Source organism: Bacteroides fragilis, from assembly GCF_019583405.1.
In the GTDB taxonomy this organism is placed as follows: domain Bacteria; phylum Bacteroidota; class Bacteroidia; order Bacteroidales; family Bacteroidaceae; genus Bacteroides; species Bacteroides fragilis_B.
In genome coordinates, this window is record NZ_SZUU01000010.1 from 141477 (window position 1) to 160053 (window position 18577).

At 43.5% G+C, this 18577-nt stretch carries 23 protein-coding genes; 21 read left to right on the forward strand and 2 right to left on the reverse strand.

The window, feature by feature from the left end:
* The first annotated feature begins 1 nt into the window (after position 1).
* The 14 genes from rpsE to FDF36_RS18355 all read left to right on the forward strand — a co-directional run bounded on the left by rpsE (position 2) and on the right by FDF36_RS18355 (position 7918).
* Positions 2-520, forward strand: coding sequence for a 30S ribosomal protein S5 (rpsE, locus tag FDF36_RS18290; protein ID WP_005791564.1), 519 nt, complete (start codon positions 2-4; stop codon positions 518-520).
* 10 nt (positions 521-530) lie between these two features.
* Positions 531-707 (forward strand): 50S ribosomal protein L30, encoded by a 177-nt coding sequence (gene rpmD / locus FDF36_RS18295; RefSeq protein WP_004296332.1) that lies wholly within the window; start codon positions 531-533, stop codon positions 705-707.
* A gap of 30 nt (positions 708-737) precedes the next feature.
* A complete protein-coding gene (rplO, locus tag FDF36_RS18300; RefSeq protein ID WP_005822125.1) occupies positions 738-1184 on the forward strand; it encodes a 50S ribosomal protein L15 in 447 nt (148 codons plus the stop codon).
* 4 nt (positions 1185-1188) lie between these two features.
* A complete protein-coding gene (secY, locus tag FDF36_RS18305) occupies positions 1189-2535 on the forward strand; it encodes a preprotein translocase subunit SecY (protein WP_005782223.1) in 1347 nt (448 codons plus the stop codon).
* Between the two features lie 14 nt (positions 2536-2549).
* The gene (gene map, locus FDF36_RS18310) at positions 2550-3347 is read left to right on the forward strand and encodes a type I methionyl aminopeptidase (protein WP_220392309.1); all 798 of its coding nucleotides are present in this window, start codon (positions 2550-2552) and stop codon (positions 3345-3347) included.
* A 3-nt stretch (positions 3348-3350) separates the two neighbouring features.
* Complete coding sequence (gene infA / locus FDF36_RS18315; RefSeq protein ID WP_002558052.1) at positions 3351-3569, forward strand: translation initiation factor IF-1; 219 nt, start codon at positions 3351-3353, stop codon at positions 3567-3569.
* An 8-nt stretch (positions 3570-3577) separates the two neighbouring features.
* Positions 3578-3694, forward strand: a complete 117-nt coding sequence (gene ykgO, locus FDF36_RS18320; protein WP_002558051.1) for a type B 50S ribosomal protein L36 — start codon at positions 3578-3580, stop codon at positions 3692-3694.
* A gap of 33 nt (positions 3695-3727) precedes the next feature.
* On the forward strand, positions 3728-4108 hold the full coding sequence (rpsM, locus tag FDF36_RS18325; RefSeq protein ID WP_002558050.1) for a 30S ribosomal protein S13: 381 nt from the start codon (positions 3728-3730) through the stop codon (positions 4106-4108).
* A gap of 11 nt (positions 4109-4119) precedes the next feature.
* On the forward strand, positions 4120-4509 hold the full coding sequence (gene rpsK / locus FDF36_RS18330; protein WP_004296327.1) for a 30S ribosomal protein S11: 390 nt from the start codon (positions 4120-4122) through the stop codon (positions 4507-4509).
* 119 nt (positions 4510-4628) lie between these two features.
* Entirely contained in the window at positions 4629-5234 is a 606-nt protein-coding gene (rpsD, locus tag FDF36_RS18335) for a 30S ribosomal protein S4 (RefSeq protein ID WP_220392310.1), read from the forward strand.
* Between the two features lie 11 nt (positions 5235-5245).
* Positions 5246-6238: a DNA-directed RNA polymerase subunit alpha gene (locus tag FDF36_RS18340; protein WP_005782229.1), complete on the forward strand. Its 993-nt coding sequence runs from the start codon at positions 5246-5248 to the stop codon at positions 6236-6238.
* 3 nt (positions 6239-6241) lie between these two features.
* Positions 6242-6727, forward strand: a complete 486-nt coding sequence (gene rplQ / locus FDF36_RS18345; RefSeq protein WP_220392311.1) for a 50S ribosomal protein L17 — start codon at positions 6242-6244, stop codon at positions 6725-6727.
* Positions 6728-6865: 138 nt separating this feature from the next.
* Entirely contained in the window at positions 6866-7273 is a 408-nt protein-coding gene (locus FDF36_RS18350; RefSeq protein ID WP_220392312.1) for a hypothetical protein, read from the forward strand.
* A 105-nt stretch (positions 7274-7378) separates the two neighbouring features.
* The gene (locus FDF36_RS18355; RefSeq protein WP_005782234.1) at positions 7379-7918 is read left to right on the forward strand and encodes a hypothetical protein; all 540 of its coding nucleotides are present in this window, start codon (positions 7379-7381) and stop codon (positions 7916-7918) included.
* Between the two features lie 33 nt (positions 7919-7951).
* Here FDF36_RS18355 and FDF36_RS18360 read toward each other — a convergent pair whose 3' ends face one another.
* A complete protein-coding gene (locus FDF36_RS18360; protein ID WP_220392313.1) occupies positions 7952-9766 on the reverse strand; it encodes a MutS family DNA mismatch repair protein in 1815 nt (604 codons plus the stop codon).
* A 168-nt stretch (positions 9767-9934) separates the two neighbouring features.
* Positions 9935-10156 carry a hypothetical protein gene (locus tag FDF36_RS18365; RefSeq protein ID WP_220392314.1) on the reverse strand — a complete coding sequence of 74 codons (222 nt, stop codon included), beginning with the start codon at positions 10154-10156 and terminating at the stop codon, positions 9935-9937.
* Between the two features lie 169 nt (positions 10157-10325).
* Here FDF36_RS18365 and FDF36_RS18370 point away from each other — a divergent pair, with 169 nt between their 5' ends.
* The 7 genes from FDF36_RS18370 to FDF36_RS18400 all read left to right on the forward strand — a co-directional run bounded on the left by FDF36_RS18370 (position 10326) and on the right by FDF36_RS18400 (position 18566).
* The gene (locus FDF36_RS18370; RefSeq protein WP_220392315.1) at positions 10326-10958 is read left to right on the forward strand and encodes a DUF6563 family protein; all 633 of its coding nucleotides are present in this window, start codon (positions 10326-10328) and stop codon (positions 10956-10958) included.
* A gap of 148 nt (positions 10959-11106) precedes the next feature.
* A complete protein-coding gene (locus tag FDF36_RS18375; protein WP_005782239.1) occupies positions 11107-13089 on the forward strand; it encodes a urocanate hydratase in 1983 nt (660 codons plus the stop codon).
* A gap of 125 nt (positions 13090-13214) precedes the next feature.
* On the forward strand, positions 13215-14117 hold the full coding sequence (ftcD, locus tag FDF36_RS18380; RefSeq protein WP_220392316.1) for a glutamate formimidoyltransferase: 903 nt from the start codon (positions 13215-13217) through the stop codon (positions 14115-14117).
* A gap of 6 nt (positions 14118-14123) precedes the next feature.
* Complete coding sequence (gene hutI / locus FDF36_RS18385) at positions 14124-15377, forward strand: imidazolonepropionase (protein WP_005782242.1); 1254 nt, start codon at positions 14124-14126, stop codon at positions 15375-15377.
* Between the two features lie 29 nt (positions 15378-15406).
* Entirely contained in the window at positions 15407-16036 is a 630-nt protein-coding gene (locus FDF36_RS18390) for a cyclodeaminase/cyclohydrolase family protein (RefSeq protein ID WP_220392317.1), read from the forward strand.
* Entirely contained in the window at positions 16033-17529 is a 1497-nt protein-coding gene (gene hutH, locus FDF36_RS18395; RefSeq protein ID WP_065739416.1) for a histidine ammonia-lyase, read from the forward strand. The genes FDF36_RS18390 and hutH overlap by 4 nt, the downstream gene beginning before the upstream one ends.
* A 392-nt stretch (positions 17530-17921) precedes the next feature.
* Positions 17922-18566: a TetR/AcrR family transcriptional regulator gene (locus FDF36_RS18400; RefSeq protein ID WP_005782249.1), complete on the forward strand. Its 645-nt coding sequence runs from the start codon at positions 17922-17924 to the stop codon at positions 18564-18566.
* The last annotated feature ends 11 nt before the right edge of the window (positions 18567-18577 follow it).

An 18577-nucleotide genomic window follows, 5' to 3' on the forward strand; every position in this document is an offset into this window, starting at 1 on the left:
TATGGCAGGAGTTAATAATAGAGTTAAGATTACTAACGATATAGAACTGAAAGACAGATTAGTTGCTATTAATCGTGTTACTAAAGTAACCAAAGGTGGTAGAACTTTTAGTTTCTCTGCAATTGTAGTTGTAGGTAACGAAGAAGGTATTATTGGTTGGGGACTTGGTAAAGCTGGTGAAGTAACAGCAGCTATCGCTAAAGGTGTTGAATCGGCAAAGAAAAATCTGACAAGAGTACCTGTTCTGAAAGGTACTGTTCCTCACGAACAGTCAGCTAAGTTTGGTGGTGCTGAAGTATTTATCAAACCTGCTTCTCACGGTACTGGTGTCGTAGCCGGTGGTGCTATGCGTGCCGTATTGGAAAGTGTTGGTGTAACTGACGTTTTGGCTAAATCAAAAGGTTCTTCGAATCCGCATAATCTTGTAAAAGCTACTATCATGGCTTTAGGCGAGATGCGTGATGCAAGAATGATTGCTCAGAACAGAGGAATTAGTGTTGAAAAAGTATTTAGAGGATAAGGAGGGAGATATGTCAACTATAAAGATCAAACAAGTTAAAAGTAGAATTGGTGCTCCGGCTGATCAGAAAAGAACTCTTGATGCACTGGGACTTCGCAAATTGAACCGTGTGGTTGAACACGAAAGCACTCCTTCAATTCTTGGAATGGTAGATAAGGTTAAACACTTGGTTGCCATTGTTAAGTAATTATTTGTTGAATATAAAACGAATTACAATATGAACTTAAGTAATTTAAAACCTGCAGAAGGCTCTACTAAAACAAGAAAAAGAATTGGACGCGGTCCGGGTTCTGGTTTAGGAGGTACTTCTACAAGAGGTCATAAAGGTGCTAAATCAAGATCTGGATACTCTAAGAAAATCGGTTTTGAAGGTGGTCAGATGCCTCTTCAACGTCGAGTACCTAAATTTGGTTTTAAGAACATCAATAGAGTTGAATATAAAGCTATTAACTTAGAAACAATCCAGAAATTGGCTGAAGCTAAGAAGTTGGAAAAAGTAGGTGTTAATGACTTTATTGAGGCTGGATTCATTTCTTCAAGCCAGTTGGTTAAAGTATTAGGTAACGGAACTTTGACTGCTAAGCTGAGTATAGAAGCTCATGCATTCTCTAAGAGTGCTGTTGCTGCTATCGAGGCTGCTGGTGGAAATGTAGTAAAACTCTGATTCAATGAGAAAAGCTATTGAAACATTAAAGAATATATGGAAAATTGAGGATCTGAGACAACGGATCCTCATTACCATATTGTTTGTGGCGATTTACCGTTTCGGTTCGTATGTCGTGCTGCCTGGAATCAACCCGGGTATGCTGACGCAATTGCATCAACAAACAAGCGAGGGCCTTTTAGCCTTGTTAAACATGTTCTCAGGAGGAGCATTTTCTAATGCATCTATTTTCGCATTAGGAATTATGCCTTATATCTCTGCATCAATCGTTATCCAGTTGCTGGGAATCGCTGTGCCGTATTTTCAGAAACTTCAGCGAGAGGGAGAAAGTGGCAGAAGAAAGATGAATCAATATACTCGTTATCTGACGATTGCTATTTTGTTGGTTCAGGCCCCTTCTTATTTGCTCAATCTTAAAATGCAGGCTGGACCTTCCTTAAATGCTTCATTAGATTGGACTCTGTTCATGGTTACTTCTACCATTATTTTGGCAGCTGGAAGTATGTTTATCCTGTGGCTTGGTGAAAGAATCACAGATAAAGGTATTGGTAATGGTATTTCATTTATTATCTTGATTGGTATTATCGCTCGTCTTCCGCAGTCATTATTTCAGGAGTTGATTTCCCGTATGACCGACAAGACTGGTGGTTTGATCATGTTTTTATTTGAAATAGTATTCCTGCTGATCGTAATTGCCGGAGCTATTCTTTTGGTACAAGGTACAAGAAAAATTCCTGTACAGTATGCAAAGAGAATCGTTGGTAATAAACAGTATGGCGGTGCAAGACAGTACATTCCTTTGAAAGTGAATGCTGCCGGTGTAATGCCTATCATTTTTGCTCAGGCAATTATGTTTATTCCGATCACTTTCATTGGTTTTTCTAACACTAACAATGTAAGTGGTTTCGTTCATGCATTTACTGACCATACGAGTTTCTGGTATAATTTTGTTTTTGCAGTAATGATTATCTTATTTACGTACTTCTATACTGCGATTACCATTAACCCGACTCAAATGGCCGAGGATATGAAGAGAAATAATGGTTTCATTCCGGGAATTAAGCCGGGTAAGAAAACAGCTGAGTATATTGATGACATCATGTCGCGCATTACTTTGCCGGGTTCTTTCTTTTTGGCTTTCATTGCTATTATGCCTGCATTTGCCGGTATCTTTGGTGTGAAGGCTGAGTTTGCTCAATTCTTCGGTGGTACGTCTCTGTTAATTCTTGTAGGTGTTGTTTTGGATACACTGCAACAAGTCGAAAGTCATTTGTTGATGAGACATTATGATGGTTTGTTGAAGTCTGGTCGTATCAAAGGACGCACCGGTAGTAGTGTAGCTGCATATTAATTCTTTGAGTAGAAATGATATTTCTTAAAACTGAAGATGAAATAGAGCTGCTCCGTCAGAGTAACTTACTTGTTGGTAGAACATTGGCTGAAGTTGCCAAACTTGTGAAACCGGGAGTTACCACTAAAGAGCTGGATAAGGTAGCGGAAGAGTTTATCAGAGATCATGGTGCTGTTCCTACCTTTAAAGGTTTTCCTAATCAATATGGGGATCCGTTTCCAGCTTCATTATGCACATCGGTTAATGAAGAGGTCGTGCATGGAATTCCGAGAGATATCGTGTTGAAAGACGGTGATATTGTATCGGTTGACTGTGGTACCTACATGAATGGTTTCTGTGGTGATTCAGCATATACTTTTTGTGTTGGTGAAGTGGACGAAGAAGTTCGTCAGTTGTTGAAGGTAACTAAAGAGGCGTTGTATGTTGGCATTCAAAATGCCGTGCAGGGAAAAAGAATCGGTGATATCGGATATGCTATTCAGCAATATTGTGAATTCCATTCTTATGGTGTTGTGCGTGAATTTGTCGGTCATGGTATTGGTAAAGACATGCACGAAGACCCTCAGGTGCCGAATTATGGTAAAAGAGGATACGGAACACTTTTAAAGAAAGGTCTTTGCATTGCGATTGAACCGATGATCACGCAAGGTGACCGACAAGTGATTATGGAACGTGACGGATGGACAGTGAGAACGAGAGATCGGAAATGTGCCGCACACTTTGAACATACCATTGCGGTAGGTGTAGGCGAAGCTGATATTCTGTCATCATTTAAATTCATAGAAGAAGTTTTAGGAGATAAAGCGATATAATATATGGCAAAGCAATCTGCAATAGAACAAGATGGAGTTATAGTTGAAGCATTGTCTAATGCAATGTTTCGTGTTGAATTAGAAAATGGACATGAGATTACTGCTCATATTTCTGGTAAGATGAGAATGCATTACATTAAAATTTTACCGGGTGATAAGGTCAGAGTCGAAATGTCTCCTTACGACTTATCGAAAGGAAGAATTGTATTTAGATATAAATAAAATAAGATATGAAAGTAAGAGCATCATTAAAGAAACGTACGCCAGAATGTAAGATCGTTAGACGTAATGGCCGTTTGTATGTTATTAACAAGAAAAATCCTAAGTATAAACAACGTCAAGGATAATTTATTATTTTTGCAAAAAAAATAATTTAGTATATGGCTATAAGAATAGTTGGTGTAGATTTGCCTCAAAACAAGAGAGGTGAGATTGCGTTGACCTATGTATATGGAATAGGTCGTAGTAGTTCAGCAAAAATTTTAGATAAAGCTGGTGTAGACAAAGATCTGAAGGTGAAAGACTGGACAGATGATCAGGCTGCAAAGATTCGTGAGATCATCGGTGCAGAGTATAAGGTTGAAGGTGATCTTCGTTCTGAAGTACAATTGAACATTAAGCGATTAATGGATATTGGTTGCTACCGTGGTGTGCGTCACCGTATTGGTCTGCCTGTAAGAGGTCAGAGCACTAAGAACAATGCACGTACTCGTAAGGGTAGAAAGAAAACCGTTGCTAATAAGAAAAAAGCTACTAAATAATAATTGTTGATATGGCAAAAAAAACAGTCGCAGCTAAGAAGAGAAATGTTAAGGTAGATGCTAATGGACAATTGCATGTTCATTCATCTTTCAACAATATTATTGTTTCTCTTGCAAATAGTGAAGGGCAGATTATCTCTTGGTCGTCTGCAGGAAAGATGGGATTTAGAGGTTCTAAAAAGAATACTCCTTATGCAGCTCAGATGGCTGCCCAGGATTGTGCTAAAATTGCATTCGATCTTGGCCTGAGAAAGGTAAAAGCATATGTTAAAGGTCCGGGTAACGGTCGTGAGTCTGCTATCAGAACGATTCATGGTGCTGGTATTGAAGTTACAGAAATCATTGACGTAACTCCGCTTCCGCATAACGGTTGTCGTCCTCCGAAAAGACGTAGAGTTTAAGATTTACCTTTAATAAAAATGATACTTGATTTTGTTTTTGGATTGCATTAATTTCTTCTCTGTAATCGCGGCTGCAACAAATTGAGTTCATGAATAAACAATTAAATATTTAAAAAGAAATGGCTAGATATACTGGACCAAAATCAAGAATAGCCCGTAAATTCGGTGAAGGTATCTTTGGAGCTGATAAAGTTTTGTCGAAGAAAAACTATCCTCCCGGACAGCACGGAAATTCAAGAAAAAGAAAAACTTCTGAATATGGTATTCAGCTTCGTGAGAAACAGAAAGCTAAATATACTTATGGAGTATTAGAAAAACAATTCCGCAACTTGTTCGAAAAGGCAGCTACAGCTAAAGGTATTACCGGTGAGGTACTTCTCCAGATGCTTGAAGGCCGTCTTGATAACATCGTATTCCGTTTGGGTATTGCTCCTACACGTGCAGCTGCTCGTCAGTTGGTAAGCCACAGACATATTACAGTTGACGGACAGGTAGTAAACATTCCTTCATACGCAGTTAAACCGGGTCAGTTGATTGGCGTTCGTGAAAGATCTAAATCTTTAGAAGTAATTGCTAATTCTCTCGCTGGTTTCAATCACAGCAAATATGCTTGGTTGGAATGGGATGAAGCTTCAAAGGTGGGCAAATTGTTGCACATTCCTGAAAGAGCAGACATTCCTGAAAACATTAAAGAGCATTTGATTGTTGAATTGTATTCTAAATAATAATTAATTTCATGGCGATATTAGCATTTCAAAAACCTGATAAAGTATTAATGTTGGAAGCGGATGCCAAATTCGGTAAATTCGAATTTCGTCCCTTGGAACCCGGTTTCGGTATTACCGTTGGTAATGCTTTGCGCCGTATCCTCCTTTCTTCATTAGAAGGTTTTGCTATCACCACTATCCGTATAGAAGGTGTTGAGCACGAATTTTCTAGTGTTCCTGGAGTAAAAGAGGATGTTACCAACATTATCTTGAATCTGAAACAAGTGAGATTCAAGCAAGTAGTTGAAGAATTCGAGAGCGAAAAGGTGAGCATCACTATTGAGAATTCTAGTGAATTTAAAGCAGGTGACATAGGTAAGTATTTGACTGGATTTGAAGTGTTAAATCCGGAATTAGTTATTTGTCATTTAGATTCTAAAGCAACTATGCAGATTGACATTACAATTAACAAAGGTCGTGGATACGTCCCCGCAGATGAAAACCGCGAATATTGTACCGATGTTAATGTAATTCCAATCGATTCAATCTATACGCCGATACGTAACGTTAAGTACGCTGTAGAAAACTTCCGCGTTGAGCAGAAGACTGACTACGAGAAATTGGTACTTGAAATTACTACCGACGGTTCCATTCACCCGAAAGAAGCTCTGAAAGAAGCTGCTAAAATTCTGATTTATCACTTCATGTTATTCTCTGACGAAAAGATTACTCTTGAAAGTAATGACGTTGATGGTAACGAAGAGTTTGATGAAGAAGTATTGCATATGCGTCAGCTGTTGAAGACTAAGCTTGTCGATATGGATCTGTCAGTACGTGCCCTCAATTGTTTGAAGGCAGCTGATGTTGAAACATTGGGCGACTTGGTACAGTTCAACAAAACTGACTTGCTGAAATTCAGAAATTTCGGAAAGAAATCGCTTACCGAGCTTGATGATTTGCTGGAAAGTCTGAATCTGTCGTTTGGAACCGATATTTCTAAATATAAATTAGATAAAGAATAAAAAATGAGACATAATAAGAAATTCAATCATTTAGGTCGTACTGCTTCTCACAGAAGTGCTATGTTATCTAACATGGCTTGTTCTTTGATCAAGCACAAAAGAATCACTACGACTGTAGCAAAGGCAAAAGCTTTGAAGAAATTCGTTGAGCCTTTGATCACAAAGTCTAAAGAAGACACTACGAACTCTCGTCGTGTTGTATTTAGCAACTTGCAGGATAAACTCGCTGTAACAGAATTGTTCAAGGAAATCTCTGTGAAGATTGCTGACCGTCCGGGTGGTTACACTCGCATCATCAAGATTGGAAACCGCCTGGGTGACAACGCTGAAATGTGCTTCATCGAACTCGTTGACTACAACGAAAACATGGCTAAAGAAAAAGTTGCTAAGAAAGCTACTCGTACTCGTCGTTCAAAGAAAGCTACTGAAGCCGCTCCTGCTGCTGAAGCTACCGCTACTGAAGAACCGAAAGCTGAATCAGCAGAATAATTCAACAATTATTCTTATAGATATAAAAAAGGCTGCTCTGCAAAGAGTGGCCTTTTTTGTTGATTTTACTAAAGATACTTTAAAATGATTTGAAGATGAACAGTTTGACTGAATAATCTGTTATATTTGCAGGTAAATATGGCAAAGTTCATTAAGATTATATTGTTCATGTTGTTCGCTGTAGCGCTTCATTGTGTAGCCAACAACTATTTCGCAGGAGAACAGGCGGAACAAGATACTTATATGGCTATGTCAATGCTTAAAGGAGATACGCACGAAACTGTTAGCACTCCTCAGACTCTTTACTTTCCTGATGCCGAATTGGCCGGAGCAGGTATTCAGGTTCATCAAATTGCGATGTCGCGTATACAACGCATTCAAGCAGCCGAATATATTTTCTCTTTAAAAGGTCTTGTCCAAAGGCTGGCAGACCGTGATGCTGCCTTGTCTCAGCATTGGGGAAAACTCTATGATACCACTACTTCTTATTGTTGTCATCCAGTAAGCGAATACTATGTTTTCGCTCTAAGGCGCATTATCGTATAGGAGTTTAATTTATTAGTTCTATTATTATTTTATTTACTGTACCTGCTCCAATAGGTACGGTAGTATTTTCAGCTATTATCCACTAATAATTTAAACTTAGATATTATGACAACCCAAGCTATTGATGCAACTATTTTTGCATCTTCACACCCAGATATTGCAAAACGTACCAGTATTTCAGGACTTATCTTCTCTTGTGTCATGTTATTGGCGGGAGTGATCGCGTTTGTGTCTACCTTTGAAATGGAAGACCGTTCGTCTACTGTCAGTATGGGGCTTATGGTGCTCGGCACTGCCTTATTCCTGGTTGGAGTCTTCCGGCTGTTTTGGAAATCCAAAGAGATTGTTTATTTACCGACAGGTAGTGTCGCCAAAGAGCAGAGCATCTTTTTTGATCTGAAGCATCTGGATGAATTGACAGATATGGTGAAGTCGGGTGATTTCTCTTTGCAGTCCACAGCTAAAGGAGGTACCAGTGGAAATTTGCGTTTAGACGTAATGCTTTCTGAAGACAAGAAGTTTGCTGCTGTACAACTGTTCCAGTTTGTGCCCTATACTTATAACCCGATAACTTCCGTGCGTTATTTCACTAATGGTGAAGCAGCTTCCATCGCAGCTTTTTTGACTAAGATCAAAGGGCATTGATCCTTTAATTCAAGTTTCAATATATCATGGGGATTAGTCGTCGATGACGGCTATCCCCATTTTCTTCATCAGGAAACAAGCATTCATATTCTGTGCTACGCCGTCTCTGAGTTTGTATGAGAAAGTAAGTTCGTTGTTAGTGATGTCCGCTTCAAAACAATAGTTGTGGATGTCTTTAGGAAATAAATCGATAAGGGAACCGAGCAAGAGGTCGTGAGTGGCTATGATTCCATTTGCTTGCAGAGCCATAAACTGTTTGATCAATGCGAAAGATCCTTTTTGTTTGTCCATGGAATTCGTTCCCTTCAGAATCTCGTCGAGTATAATGAAAAGTTCTTCTCCCGAGTTTAGTTTATCAATAATAAGTTTCAGTCGTTTCAACTCTGCAAAGAAGTATGATTCATTTTCTGTCAAAGAGTCGGTTGTGCGTAGACTTGTGATAAGCTGTGCCGGATATAGCTTCATCTTTTCCGCCCAGACAGGGGCCCCTATACATGCCAGCAGATAGCTTACCCCTATGGTTCTCAGATAGGTGCTTTTTCCTGCCATATTTGCTCCTGTGATAATAACAAAGAAAGGTCGTTTTGCAATCTGAATATCATTGCGTACACATTTATCTCGATCCATCAACGGATGTCCCAGTGCTTCGGCCTCCATACAGAATGGTTTGGACGCGATTTCTGGAAATACATATCCGGGGTGATTGTAGGCGAAAGTGGCCAATGAGCAATAGGCGTCCATTTCTCCGATTGCTTCAAGCCAATGCGGGAGGTTGGCTGCGAAACTTTCTTTCCAGGTTTCTATCTTCATTACCTGACGCAATTCCCAGAAGAAGAGTCCGTTCAGGACAAATTGCATTAGCATATTATTCCGTTGGTCCAGGGCGTTCATCAGGGCAGTGAGACGTTTCACCGCTTGCGAAGCTGTTTGCTTTTCACCTCCCACCAGTCCTTTCACCCGTTTCAGTGCGCTGCTTTCCATCTCTTTTTCCTCGATTATATGAATCAGGTGTGCATAAGTTGTCAGTATCTGCATCTTTTTGCCGTATACGGACTGCATCTGGCTGACACCTTTTGAGAAAGAGGAGCTGAGCAGACCTATACCTGCGAAGACAATTCCCCACGTGGTGAACGAGATGACACCGGCTATAGCCAGTCCGAGGCAGACGGCATTGGCCAACGGAACAAGGATGGCTAAGGTCCGGAAATACCATTTTTTTCGGTAATATTCCGGGCTTGTTGCCCAGTTCCTGATCTCTTCTTCATCGGCCGTTTTGCCTTTATGCAGCAACCCGAGTATGCGGAAGTGCTGACGCATTTCCAATTCCGGAGCCAGTTCCTTTACAGCCTCCTGTCGTTTCTCTATTTCTGCTTTATTTTTCAAGTGTGTGTTCATCCATTCGGCCAGTCTTTTTTTGCCCGGTTGCGTAGCGGTACGGTTTATATACTGAAAGAGTGAATGCTCACCAAAAACATCCAGATCATAGGTATAAAGATGTGCCGGATCGATAAACTCCTTTCCGTTGTCGAAAGCAGACGTATCGTATGCAATGGCCTGCAGTTCTTGGCGGTTGATTTCTATCTTCTTTTCAAGATAATCTTTCTGGCGGAACAAACGGTTATGCAGTTTCACCAGCAGCAGGAAAGGGATGAAGGTAATTGCCGCGATGCCGCTGATCACCAGCCTGCCTTCACTCCAGAAGTAGATAATACCCGCAACTCCGGCTGCAAAAAGTATCAACCGTAGTGTACCGATACGATAGATGCGTCGTTTAACTTTTGCCAGTTGCGATTCCGATTCAAGGATGATTCGTTGATAAGTGTCTATGATGAGATTCAATTGTTCCATGTTCTCCTGTTGTTTGAATGCAAAAATAATATATTTAGTGTGAGTACGCCATTCTCTTGCCCGGAGCTTGTTTTTGTCAAGAGCAGATTTACTGATTATTAACGTAAGAGTCGGTTTCCGGTCTAATCTTCAGTGTTTTTCCTGTTCCTTCCGGAGAAGTTCACTTATCTACCCATGTTCTCTCCGGATGCTACCGGCATTGCGGTCCGTTGCTACCGGGAAGAAAGGGCGGAGAGCCTTGCTTTGAATGGAACAGAGCTGGTGTTTCACTTCTGAAGAGCCTTGCTTCAAGGTAGATAGAGCCTCTGTCCATGTTTCATATAAGTTTTTCAAGTCGGGTTTTGCAAGGCGACTCATAAAAAAAGGGAAGCAACGGCCTCCCTTTTTCATCCCTAATATAAATTGAACGTACTTTATGATTCTGTCAGTAAAGATACGACATTGCTAAGCAAAAGTCAAGTGTTTCTCTCCTTTTTCTTAAACTTTTCTTCTGAAAACTTGCTCCGGTTCGTTAAAAGGTGTACCTTTCCGCCGTGAAAATCTTTAATAGGATGCGTTTATGAAGAAATTGTGTTTCCTGCTGTTGATGAGTTGGCTGGTGATGGAAGTTACTGCGCAGAATGTCGTATATTCCAATCTGAAAGGGCTGCTCGCTTGTGAAGGAGATACGGTTACTTCGCTGAAAGTGGAAAAACGTACAAAGAATCATATTCTGATGACCGGTGGCGCTGACTATAAGATCAGTGTCGGGTCAGACGACTCCATGTGCAAATATCTGAAGTCCCGTTGTTATGCCGTACAGGCAGATACCTCCCTTTACATCAATTGTAAACGGTTGCGTTATAAAAAGTTTCGTTTCGGAGGTTGGTATGCTCCCGCCCTGCGTATAGGAGATCATATCTATTTTAGTGCCATACCCCTTGGCTCTGTGGCCGCAGGTAGCGATGCTACAATGGATGTAATGCTCGGTGGTAAATTTGGTGATGCCATTGCCGCTTCCGCTTTAATATCCAAACGGGTATATTATGAGATAGATCCTGAAACCAATAAGGTGGGATTTGTCGGGAAAGAGCGCATGGAGGAGTTGCTCGAGGGCCATCCGGACTGGAAGACTGCCTATCTGAATGAAAATAGCGAATCGGCCAAAGTCACCGATAGATATCTGCGTCTGTTGAAGGCAGAAGAGAAATAGCGGCCGTTAGCTATCCGGTTTCTTTTATTCTTCTAACCTTTTGTTAATAAACCTACCGAAATCTTTGTAGATTCCTTCCTTTTTTCTATATTGCGAAGAGTTATCAAATTGTAACGCTGACAGTTTGCAATCCTTAATTCCATTTATTATGAAAATGACTCTCAGCAATCAGTTGCCCGAATATCCGGCATTCGTAGAAGGTATTCGCCGGGCACCCGACCGTGGATATACCCTTTCTCCGGCGCAGACCGCCACGGCCTTGAAGAATGCATTACGTTATATCCCTGTAGACTTGCACGAAAAACTGGCTCCTGAGTTTCTGGAGGAGTTACGAACACGCGGACGTATTTATGGATACCGTTTTCGTCCGGCCGGTGATCTCAAGGCTAAACCCATTGACGAATACCGGGGGAACTGTATCGAGGGCAAAGCTTTTCAGGTGATGATTGACAATAATCTCTGTTTTGATATTGCTCTTTATCCCTACGAACTTGTTACTTATGGTGAGACCGGGCAGGTGTGTCAGAACTGGATGCAATATCGGCTGATAAAGCAATACCTTGAAGTGATGACCCGTGAACAGACCCTTGTCATTGAGTCCGGACATCCGTTGGGGCTTTTCCATTCCCGTCCGGATGCACCCCGTATTATCATTACCAACTCGATGATGGTAGGCATGTTCGACAATCAGCATGATTGGCACGAAGCAGCCCAGATGGGAGTTGCCAATTATGGGCAGATGACGGCCGGTGGATGGATGTATATCGGTCCGCAGGGCATCGTGCATGGTACATTCAATACATTGCTGAATGCCGGTCGGCTCAAGTTGGGTATTCCTCAAGATAAGGATCTGAGCGGACATTTGTTTGTTTCTTCCGGTTTGGGAGGTATGAGCGGTGCACAACCCAAGGCAGCCGAAATAGCCGGTGCTGTTTCAATTATAGCCGAAGTGGATCGTTCCCGCATCGAGACCCGCTACAATCAAGGATGGGTGGGGTATATCACTACTGATCTTCATGCAGCTTTCCGGATGGCATTGAGTGCTGCCGAACGGCACGAACCTTGTTCTGTGGCCTATCATGGTAATGTAGTTGACCTGCTTGAATATGCCGCTCAGGAAGATATTCCGATCGATCTTTTGTCCGATCAGACTTCTTGTCATGCCGTCTACGAAGGAGGGTATTGCCCCGCCGGAGTCACATTTGAAGACCGTACCCGGTTGTTGCACGAATCTCCTGAAACGTTCCGCCGATTGGTCAACGAATCCCTGCACCGTCATTTTGCGGTGATAAAGAAACTTGTTTCCCGTGGTACTTACTTTTTCGATTACGGTAACTCTTTTATGAAAGCCATCTATGATGCCGGGGTCAAAGAGATTTCACGGAATGGAGTGGATGAAAAAGACGGCTTCATCTGGCCGAGCTATGTGGAAGACATTATGGGGCCGGAACTTTTTGACTATGGATATGGTCCGTTTCGTTGGGTATGCCTGAGTGGTAAGCCCGAAGATCTTGCCAAGACTGACCGTGCTGCAATGGAGTGCATTGATGTGAAGCGTCGCGGACAAGATCTCGATAATTATAACTGGATAAAGGATGCCGGTAAGAATCAACTGGTGGTGGGCACACAAGCCCGTATTCTGTATCAGGATGCTGCCGGACGTTTAAAGATCGCCCTCCGGTTTAACGAAATGGTGCGTAACGGTGAAGTCGGTCCCATCATGCTGGGACGCGACCATCATGACGTGAGCGGGACAGACTCACCCTTCCGTGAAACTTCCAATATAAAAGACGGCAGCAACGTGATGGCCGATATGGCTGTGCAATGCTTTGCCGGAAATTGTGCCCGGGGCATGAGTCTGGTGGCACTGCATAATGGTGGAGGTGTGGGTATCGGCAAAGCTGTCAACGGCGGTTTCGGCATGGTATGTGACGGAAGTTCGAGGGTAGACGAGATTCTCCGTTCTTCTATGCTTTGGGATGTGATGGGAGGAGTAGCCCGCCGTTCGTGGGCACGCAATGAACATGCGATGGAAACCAGTGAGGCCTTCAACCTGTCGCATGGAGATACTTATCACATTACGATGCCCTATCTGGTGGATGAAGAGCTGATAAAGAGAATAATTATTTAGAAATGAATATAACTCACCACAGATTACACGGATTCTCACAGATTAATAATTTATTTTACTGAGAGTTAAATTGAAATATCTGTGTTAATCCGTGTAATCTGTGGTGAACCCAAAACCGTATAGTTATGAATTGGAATAAAATCGTGGAATGCGTTCCCAACTTCAGTGAAGGGCGTGATCTTAAAAAAATAGATCGTATTGTTGCTCCGTTTCGTGCCTGTGCAGGAGTAAAGTTGCTCGACTATAGCAATGATGAAGATCATAACCGGCTGGTGGTGACTCTTGTCGGTGACCCGGAAGCCTTGCGGGATGCCGTTATCGAAGCTATCGGTGTTGCGGTGGAACTGATAGATCTCAATCATCATCAGGGACAGCACCCCCGTATGGGAGCAGTCGATGTAGTGCCTTTCATCCCTATTAAAAACGTGACGATGGATGAAGCCGTCTCTCTTTCCCGCGAGGTGGGGGAGAAAGTAGCCGGACTCTATCATCTTCCCGTTTTTCTATATGAAAAGTCGGCGACCGCTCCCCACCGTGAAAATCTCGCTGCCGTGCGTAAAGGTGAGTTCGAAGGAATGGCCGAGAAAATCAAACTTCCCGAGTGGCAGCCGGATTTTGGTCCGGCAGACCGGCATCCTACGGCCGGTACAGTTGCTATTGGTGCCCGTATGCCTCTGGTAGCCTATAATATCAACCTGAGTACCGATAATCTTGAGATAGCGACCAAGATTGCCAGGAACATCCGTCACATCAACGGTGGTCTGCGTTATGTCAAGGCGATGGGAGTGGAACTGAAAGAGCGGAACATTACCCAAGTGTCCATCAATATGACCGATTACACCCGTACGGCCCTCTATCGTGCCTTTGAGCTGGTGCGTATCGAGGCTCGCCGTTATGGGGTGACTATTATTGGAAGCGAGATTGTGGGGCTTGTCCCGATGGAAGCACTGATCGATACCGCCTCTTATTATCTCGGTTTGGAGAATTTTTCTATGCAGCAGGTGCTCGAATCACGTATAATGGAATAAAGGACCATGAGCGAAAACTTAATCATATTTAATGCCAAAGTAGTAACTCCTCTCGGCTTTTCAGCCCGGAAAGGAAAGGAGATGGCGGAACTCCAAATCTTGGAGAATGCGACAGTCGAAGTTGTGGATGGCACCATCACTTACGTCGGTCCCAACCGGGGAGAAATACGTGACGGGTATTATCATCACTTCTGGCACTACAATGCCCGCGGAAAATGTCTGCTGCCCGGTTTTGTCGATTCACATACCCATTTTGTCTTTGGGGGTGAGCGTGCCGAAGAGTTTTCTTGGCGTCTTAAAGGAGAGAGCTATATGTCTATCATGCAGCGGGGCGGTGGCATTGCCAGTACAGTGGAAGCTACCCGGAAACTCTCTTTCATCTACCTGCGTTCCAGGGCAGAGGGACTTTTGAGGAAGATGACCTCCATGGGGATCACCACCGTTGAAGGTAAAAGCGGGTACGGACTGAACCGTGAAACGGAATTGCTGCAACTCAAAGTGATGCGTAGCCTGAATAATGATGAATGTACGCGCGTGGATATTGTGCCTACCTTCCTGGGAGCACATGCGCTGCCTTCCGAATACAAAGATCGTCCCGATGACTATATCGACTTCCTGATCCGTGAACTGCTTCCCGTTATTCAGCGGGATTCATTGGCCGAGTTTTGCGATGTGTTTTGTGAAGAGGGTGTCTTTTCCGTTGAACAGTCACGTCGTTTGCTGACAGCCGCCAGAGATTACGGGCTTTTACCGAAACTTCATGCCGACGAAATCGTTTCTTTGGGAGGGGCCGAACTGGCTGCTGAGTTAGGTGCCGTCTCTGCCGACCATTTGTTGCATGCTTCCGATGCAGGTATCGAAGCTATGGCCCGTAAGGGAGTGGTTGCCACGCTCCTTCCGCTCACTGCCTTCGCATTGAAGGAACCCTATGCCCGCGGACGGGATATGATCGATGCCGGATGTGCCGTGGCATTGGCTACAGATCTGAATCCGGGAAGTTGTTTCTCCGGCTCCATACCTCTGACGTTTGCTTTGGCTTGCATCCATATGCGGTTCACTGTAGAAGAGGCCATTACGGCTCTTACTCTGAATGGTGCGGCTGCCCTTAACCGTGCCGATTCCATTGGCAGCATCGAAGTAGGTAAAAAGGGCGATTTCGTAGTGCTCGATTCCGACGATTATAATATTCTACCTTATTATGTAGGGATGAATTGCGTAAATACGACTATCAAAGGCGGAGTGCTTTATCCGTCTGTCTGAAATATAAATCCTATAATACCAGAAGAACTATGTTAGCAGAATTAACCGTAAAAGAGTTTTTAGATAAAGTAGCCGGTAGCGATCCTGTACCCGGAGGTGGTAGTATAGCGGCTCTTAATGGTGCTGTGGCTTCGGCGCTGACTGCCATGGTAGCCGGACTGACCGTTGGAAAGAAAGGGTATGAGGAACATGAGGAGATGATGAAGCATATATCCCGCCTGAGCATTGGACAGCAGGAGCTTTTTGTAGAATACATCGATCGTGATTCCGAGGCGTATGATCGTGTTTTCGGTTGTTTTAAATTGCCTAAGACCACGGATGAAGAGAAAGCTGCCCGGAGCGCCGCTATTCAGGAAGCCACACGTTTTGCGGCACTCATCCCGATGCAGGTGGCACGCAATGCCTGCGAGTTGATGGAGATTATAGCCGATGTAGCCCGTCTGGGTAACCGGAATGCCATTACCGATGCCTGTGTAGCCATGATGGCTGCCCGTTCGGCGGTATTGGGGGCTTTGCTGAATGTCCGCATCAATCTGGCTTCGCTCAAAGACACAGCCTTTGTCGACGAATTGAAGCGGGAAGCCTGCCGTCTGGAGCAATTGGCCTGTACGCGGGAGAAAGAATTACTTGAAGTTGTCAACCAAGAACTGAATCAATGAATAATGTCTATTACGTAGGCTCCGGTGAACTGACTTTCGGAATCATCGAACGCATTATTAACGAAAATCTGAAACTGGAACTGGCTCCGGAAGCCCAAAAGCGCATTCGGAAATGCCGTGACTATCTCGACCGGAAAATAGCTGCTTCCACTGAACCGTTGTATGGTATCACTACCGGATTCGGTTCGTTGTGCAGTAAAAGCATATCACCCGATGAACTCAGCACCTTGCAGGAGAACCTTGTGAAAAGCCATGCTTGCAGTGTAGGCGAGGAGATTCGTCCGGTTATAGTCAAGTTGATGCTGTTGCTCAAGGCACATGCCCTGTCTTTGGGGCATAGCGGAGTGCAAGTCATCACTGTGCAGCGCATTCTCGATTTCTTCAATAATGACGTGATGCCCATTGTCTATGACCGTGGCTCCTTAGGAGCTTCGGGCGATTTGGCACCGCTGGCCAATCTTTTCTTGCCTTTGATCGGGGTGGGTGATGTATATTATAAAGGTAAGAAGCGTGAAGCCATCAGTGTGCTCGACGAGTTTGGCTGGGAGCCTGTAAGGCTGATGAGCAAAGAGGGGCTTGCCTTGCTGAATGGTACTCAGTTTATGAGTGCCAACGGAGTTTTTGCCTTGCTCAAAGCACAGCGGCTTTCAAAGAAAGCGGATATGATTGCCGCCCTTTCGCTTGAAGCTTTCGATGGGCGTATTGATCCCTTTATGGAATGTATTCAGCAGATCCGGCCCCATCCGGGACAGATTGAGACAGGAGAAATATTCCGCCGTTTGTTGCAGGGAAGCGAGCTGATAGCCCATCCCAAAAAGCATGTGCAGGATCCGTACTCTTTTCGTTGTATCCCCCAGGTACACGGGGCAACGAAAGATGCCATCCGGTATGTCTCCTCTGTGTTGCTGACCGAAATTAATTCGGTGACGGACAACCCCACTATTTTTCCGGACGAAGATCAGATTATATCCGGTGGAAATTTCCACGGACAGCCATTGGCCATCTCTTTCGATTTCCTTGCCATTGCGATGGCCGAATTGGGCAACATCTCTGAGCGGCGTGTGGCACAATTAATCATGGGGCTGCGTGGGCTACCGGAATTTTTGGTTGCCAATCCCGGACTTAATTCCGGCTTTATGATTCCCCAATATGCCGCCGCATCCATGGTCAGCCAGAACAAGATGTACTGCTATGCGGCTTCGAGCGATTCTATCGTTTCTTCCAACGGTCAGGAAGATCATGTCAGTATGGGAGCTAATGCCGCCACTAAACTTTTTCGGGTGATGGATAATCTGGAACACATTCTCGCCATCGAGTTGATGAATGCCGCACAAGGAATAGAGTTTCGACGTCCGGCAAAAACCTCACCTATACTTGAGCGATATCTGGCTGCATATCGTAAAGAAGTCCCGTTTGTGAAAGACGATATCGTGATGTACAAAGAAATTCATAAAACGGTCGCTTTCCTCAACCGGACAAGGTCTGAGTATTAAGTCCGTTTTCTACAAGCTGTCTATATCCCGCAGGCGATATAGATAGAGCACCCCTCTGAATGTCTGCCCTTCTCCCTGCACGGAAGAGGGGCGGGAGAGGGGTTTTCTTCTTCCCTATTCATCGGAATATATCTGTCGTTTATCGATTTTTCTCTTTCGGTGGGCGGGAATACCTTTCTGAAAGTATCTCTTAGCCTTATCTTTGCATCATTGTTTTCTGTTAACACTTGTTTCGATTTTCGTTTGGAAAGTTATAATATTTATCAAATATGTATGCATAATTAGGAAACTGATTTATCCCGTCGAGTTTTCTGCTTATCTTTGTTCAGTTTTTCGTTTCTATTAGGCGAAAACGCTGATAATCGATAGTCTAACAACAAAAGAACGGGTTAATGATTGAGAATGTGAAAGAGAACTCACAAAGAGGGGAACTAAGAGACAGAATTATTGAGACAGCTTCGGAAGCTTTTACTGCACATGGTATCAAAAGTATTACGATGGACGACATTGCTGCGTCCTTAAGTATATCGAAACGTACACTTTATGAGGTCTTTCAAGATAAAGAGAGCTTGCTGACCGAGTGTATTTTAAAGCGTCAGGAGGAGATGAATACCTTCTTGGCGGAAACTTTGGCTAACTCAAAAAATGTTCTTGAAGTTATACTTGTATGCTATCAGCGGAGCATTGAGACATTCCATCGAACGAACAAACGTTTTTTTGAGGACATAAAGAAATATCCGAAAGTTCACAGCTTGCTGAAGAATTACCGGGAAAGGGACTCGGACAGTACGATCGAGTTTTTTAAGATGGGCATTAAACAGGGGATATTCAGAGATGATGTAAACTTTGCTATTGTCAACTTGTTGGTTCACGAGCAGCTCGACCTGTTGATGAACACAGATATTTGCAATAAATATTCTTTCCTCGAGGTTTACGAGGCGATTATGTTTACCTACATCCGTGGCATTTCCACGGAGAAAGGAGCACGGGTATTGGAAGATTTCATAACGGAATATAGAAAACAAAGAATACACTAAGATAGGGAAGC

What these genes read in the sequence shown, in the direction of transcription:
- rpsE (WP_005791564.1), top strand. Translation starts at nt 2, where the DNA reads ATGGCAGGAGTTAATAATAGAGTTAAGATTACTAACGATATAGAACTG.
- rpmD (WP_004296332.1), top strand. Translation starts at nt 531, where the DNA reads ATGTCAACTATAAAGATCAAACAAGTTAAAAGTAGAATTGGTGCTCCG.
- rplO (WP_005822125.1), top strand. Translation starts at nt 738, where the DNA reads ATGAACTTAAGTAATTTAAAACCTGCAGAAGGCTCTACTAAAACAAGA.
- secY (WP_005782223.1), top strand. Translation starts at nt 1,189, where the DNA reads ATGAGAAAAGCTATTGAAACATTAAAGAATATATGGAAAATTGAGGAT.
- map (WP_220392309.1), top strand. Translation starts at nt 2,550, where the DNA reads ATGATATTTCTTAAAACTGAAGATGAAATAGAGCTGCTCCGTCAGAGT.
- infA (WP_002558052.1), top strand. Translation starts at nt 3,351, where the DNA reads ATGGCAAAGCAATCTGCAATAGAACAAGATGGAGTTATAGTTGAAGCA.
- ykgO (WP_002558051.1), top strand. Translation starts at nt 3,578, where the DNA reads ATGAAAGTAAGAGCATCATTAAAGAAACGTACGCCAGAATGTAAGATC.
- rpsM (WP_002558050.1), top strand. Translation starts at nt 3,728, where the DNA reads ATGGCTATAAGAATAGTTGGTGTAGATTTGCCTCAAAACAAGAGAGGT.
- rpsK (WP_004296327.1), top strand. Translation starts at nt 4,120, where the DNA reads ATGGCAAAAAAAACAGTCGCAGCTAAGAAGAGAAATGTTAAGGTAGAT.
- rpsD (WP_220392310.1), top strand. Translation starts at nt 4,629, where the DNA reads ATGGCTAGATATACTGGACCAAAATCAAGAATAGCCCGTAAATTCGGT.
- FDF36_RS18340 (WP_005782229.1), top strand. Translation starts at nt 5,246, where the DNA reads ATGGCGATATTAGCATTTCAAAAACCTGATAAAGTATTAATGTTGGAA.
- rplQ (WP_220392311.1), top strand. Translation starts at nt 6,242, where the DNA reads ATGAGACATAATAAGAAATTCAATCATTTAGGTCGTACTGCTTCTCAC.
- FDF36_RS18350 (WP_220392312.1), top strand. Translation starts at nt 6,866, where the DNA reads ATGGCAAAGTTCATTAAGATTATATTGTTCATGTTGTTCGCTGTAGCG.
- FDF36_RS18355 (WP_005782234.1), top strand. Translation starts at nt 7,379, where the DNA reads ATGACAACCCAAGCTATTGATGCAACTATTTTTGCATCTTCACACCCA.
- FDF36_RS18360 (WP_220392313.1), bottom strand. Translation starts at nt 9,766, where the DNA reads ATGGAACAATTGAATCTCATCATAGACACTTATCAACGAATCATCCTT.
- FDF36_RS18365 (WP_220392314.1), bottom strand. Translation starts at nt 10,156, where the DNA reads ATGAAAAAGGGAGGCCGTTGCTTCCCTTTTTTTATGAGTCGCCTTGCA.
- FDF36_RS18370 (WP_220392315.1), top strand. Translation starts at nt 10,326, where the DNA reads ATGAAGAAATTGTGTTTCCTGCTGTTGATGAGTTGGCTGGTGATGGAA.
- FDF36_RS18375 (WP_005782239.1), top strand. Translation starts at nt 11,107, where the DNA reads ATGAAAATGACTCTCAGCAATCAGTTGCCCGAATATCCGGCATTCGTA.
- ftcD (WP_220392316.1), top strand. Translation starts at nt 13,215, where the DNA reads ATGAATTGGAATAAAATCGTGGAATGCGTTCCCAACTTCAGTGAAGGG.
- hutI (WP_005782242.1), top strand. Translation starts at nt 14,124, where the DNA reads ATGAGCGAAAACTTAATCATATTTAATGCCAAAGTAGTAACTCCTCTC.
- FDF36_RS18390 (WP_220392317.1), top strand. Translation starts at nt 15,407, where the DNA reads ATGTTAGCAGAATTAACCGTAAAAGAGTTTTTAGATAAAGTAGCCGGT.
- hutH (WP_065739416.1), top strand. Translation starts at nt 16,033, where the DNA reads ATGAATAATGTCTATTACGTAGGCTCCGGTGAACTGACTTTCGGAATC.
- FDF36_RS18400 (WP_005782249.1), top strand. Translation starts at nt 17,922, where the DNA reads ATGATTGAGAATGTGAAAGAGAACTCACAAAGAGGGGAACTAAGAGAC.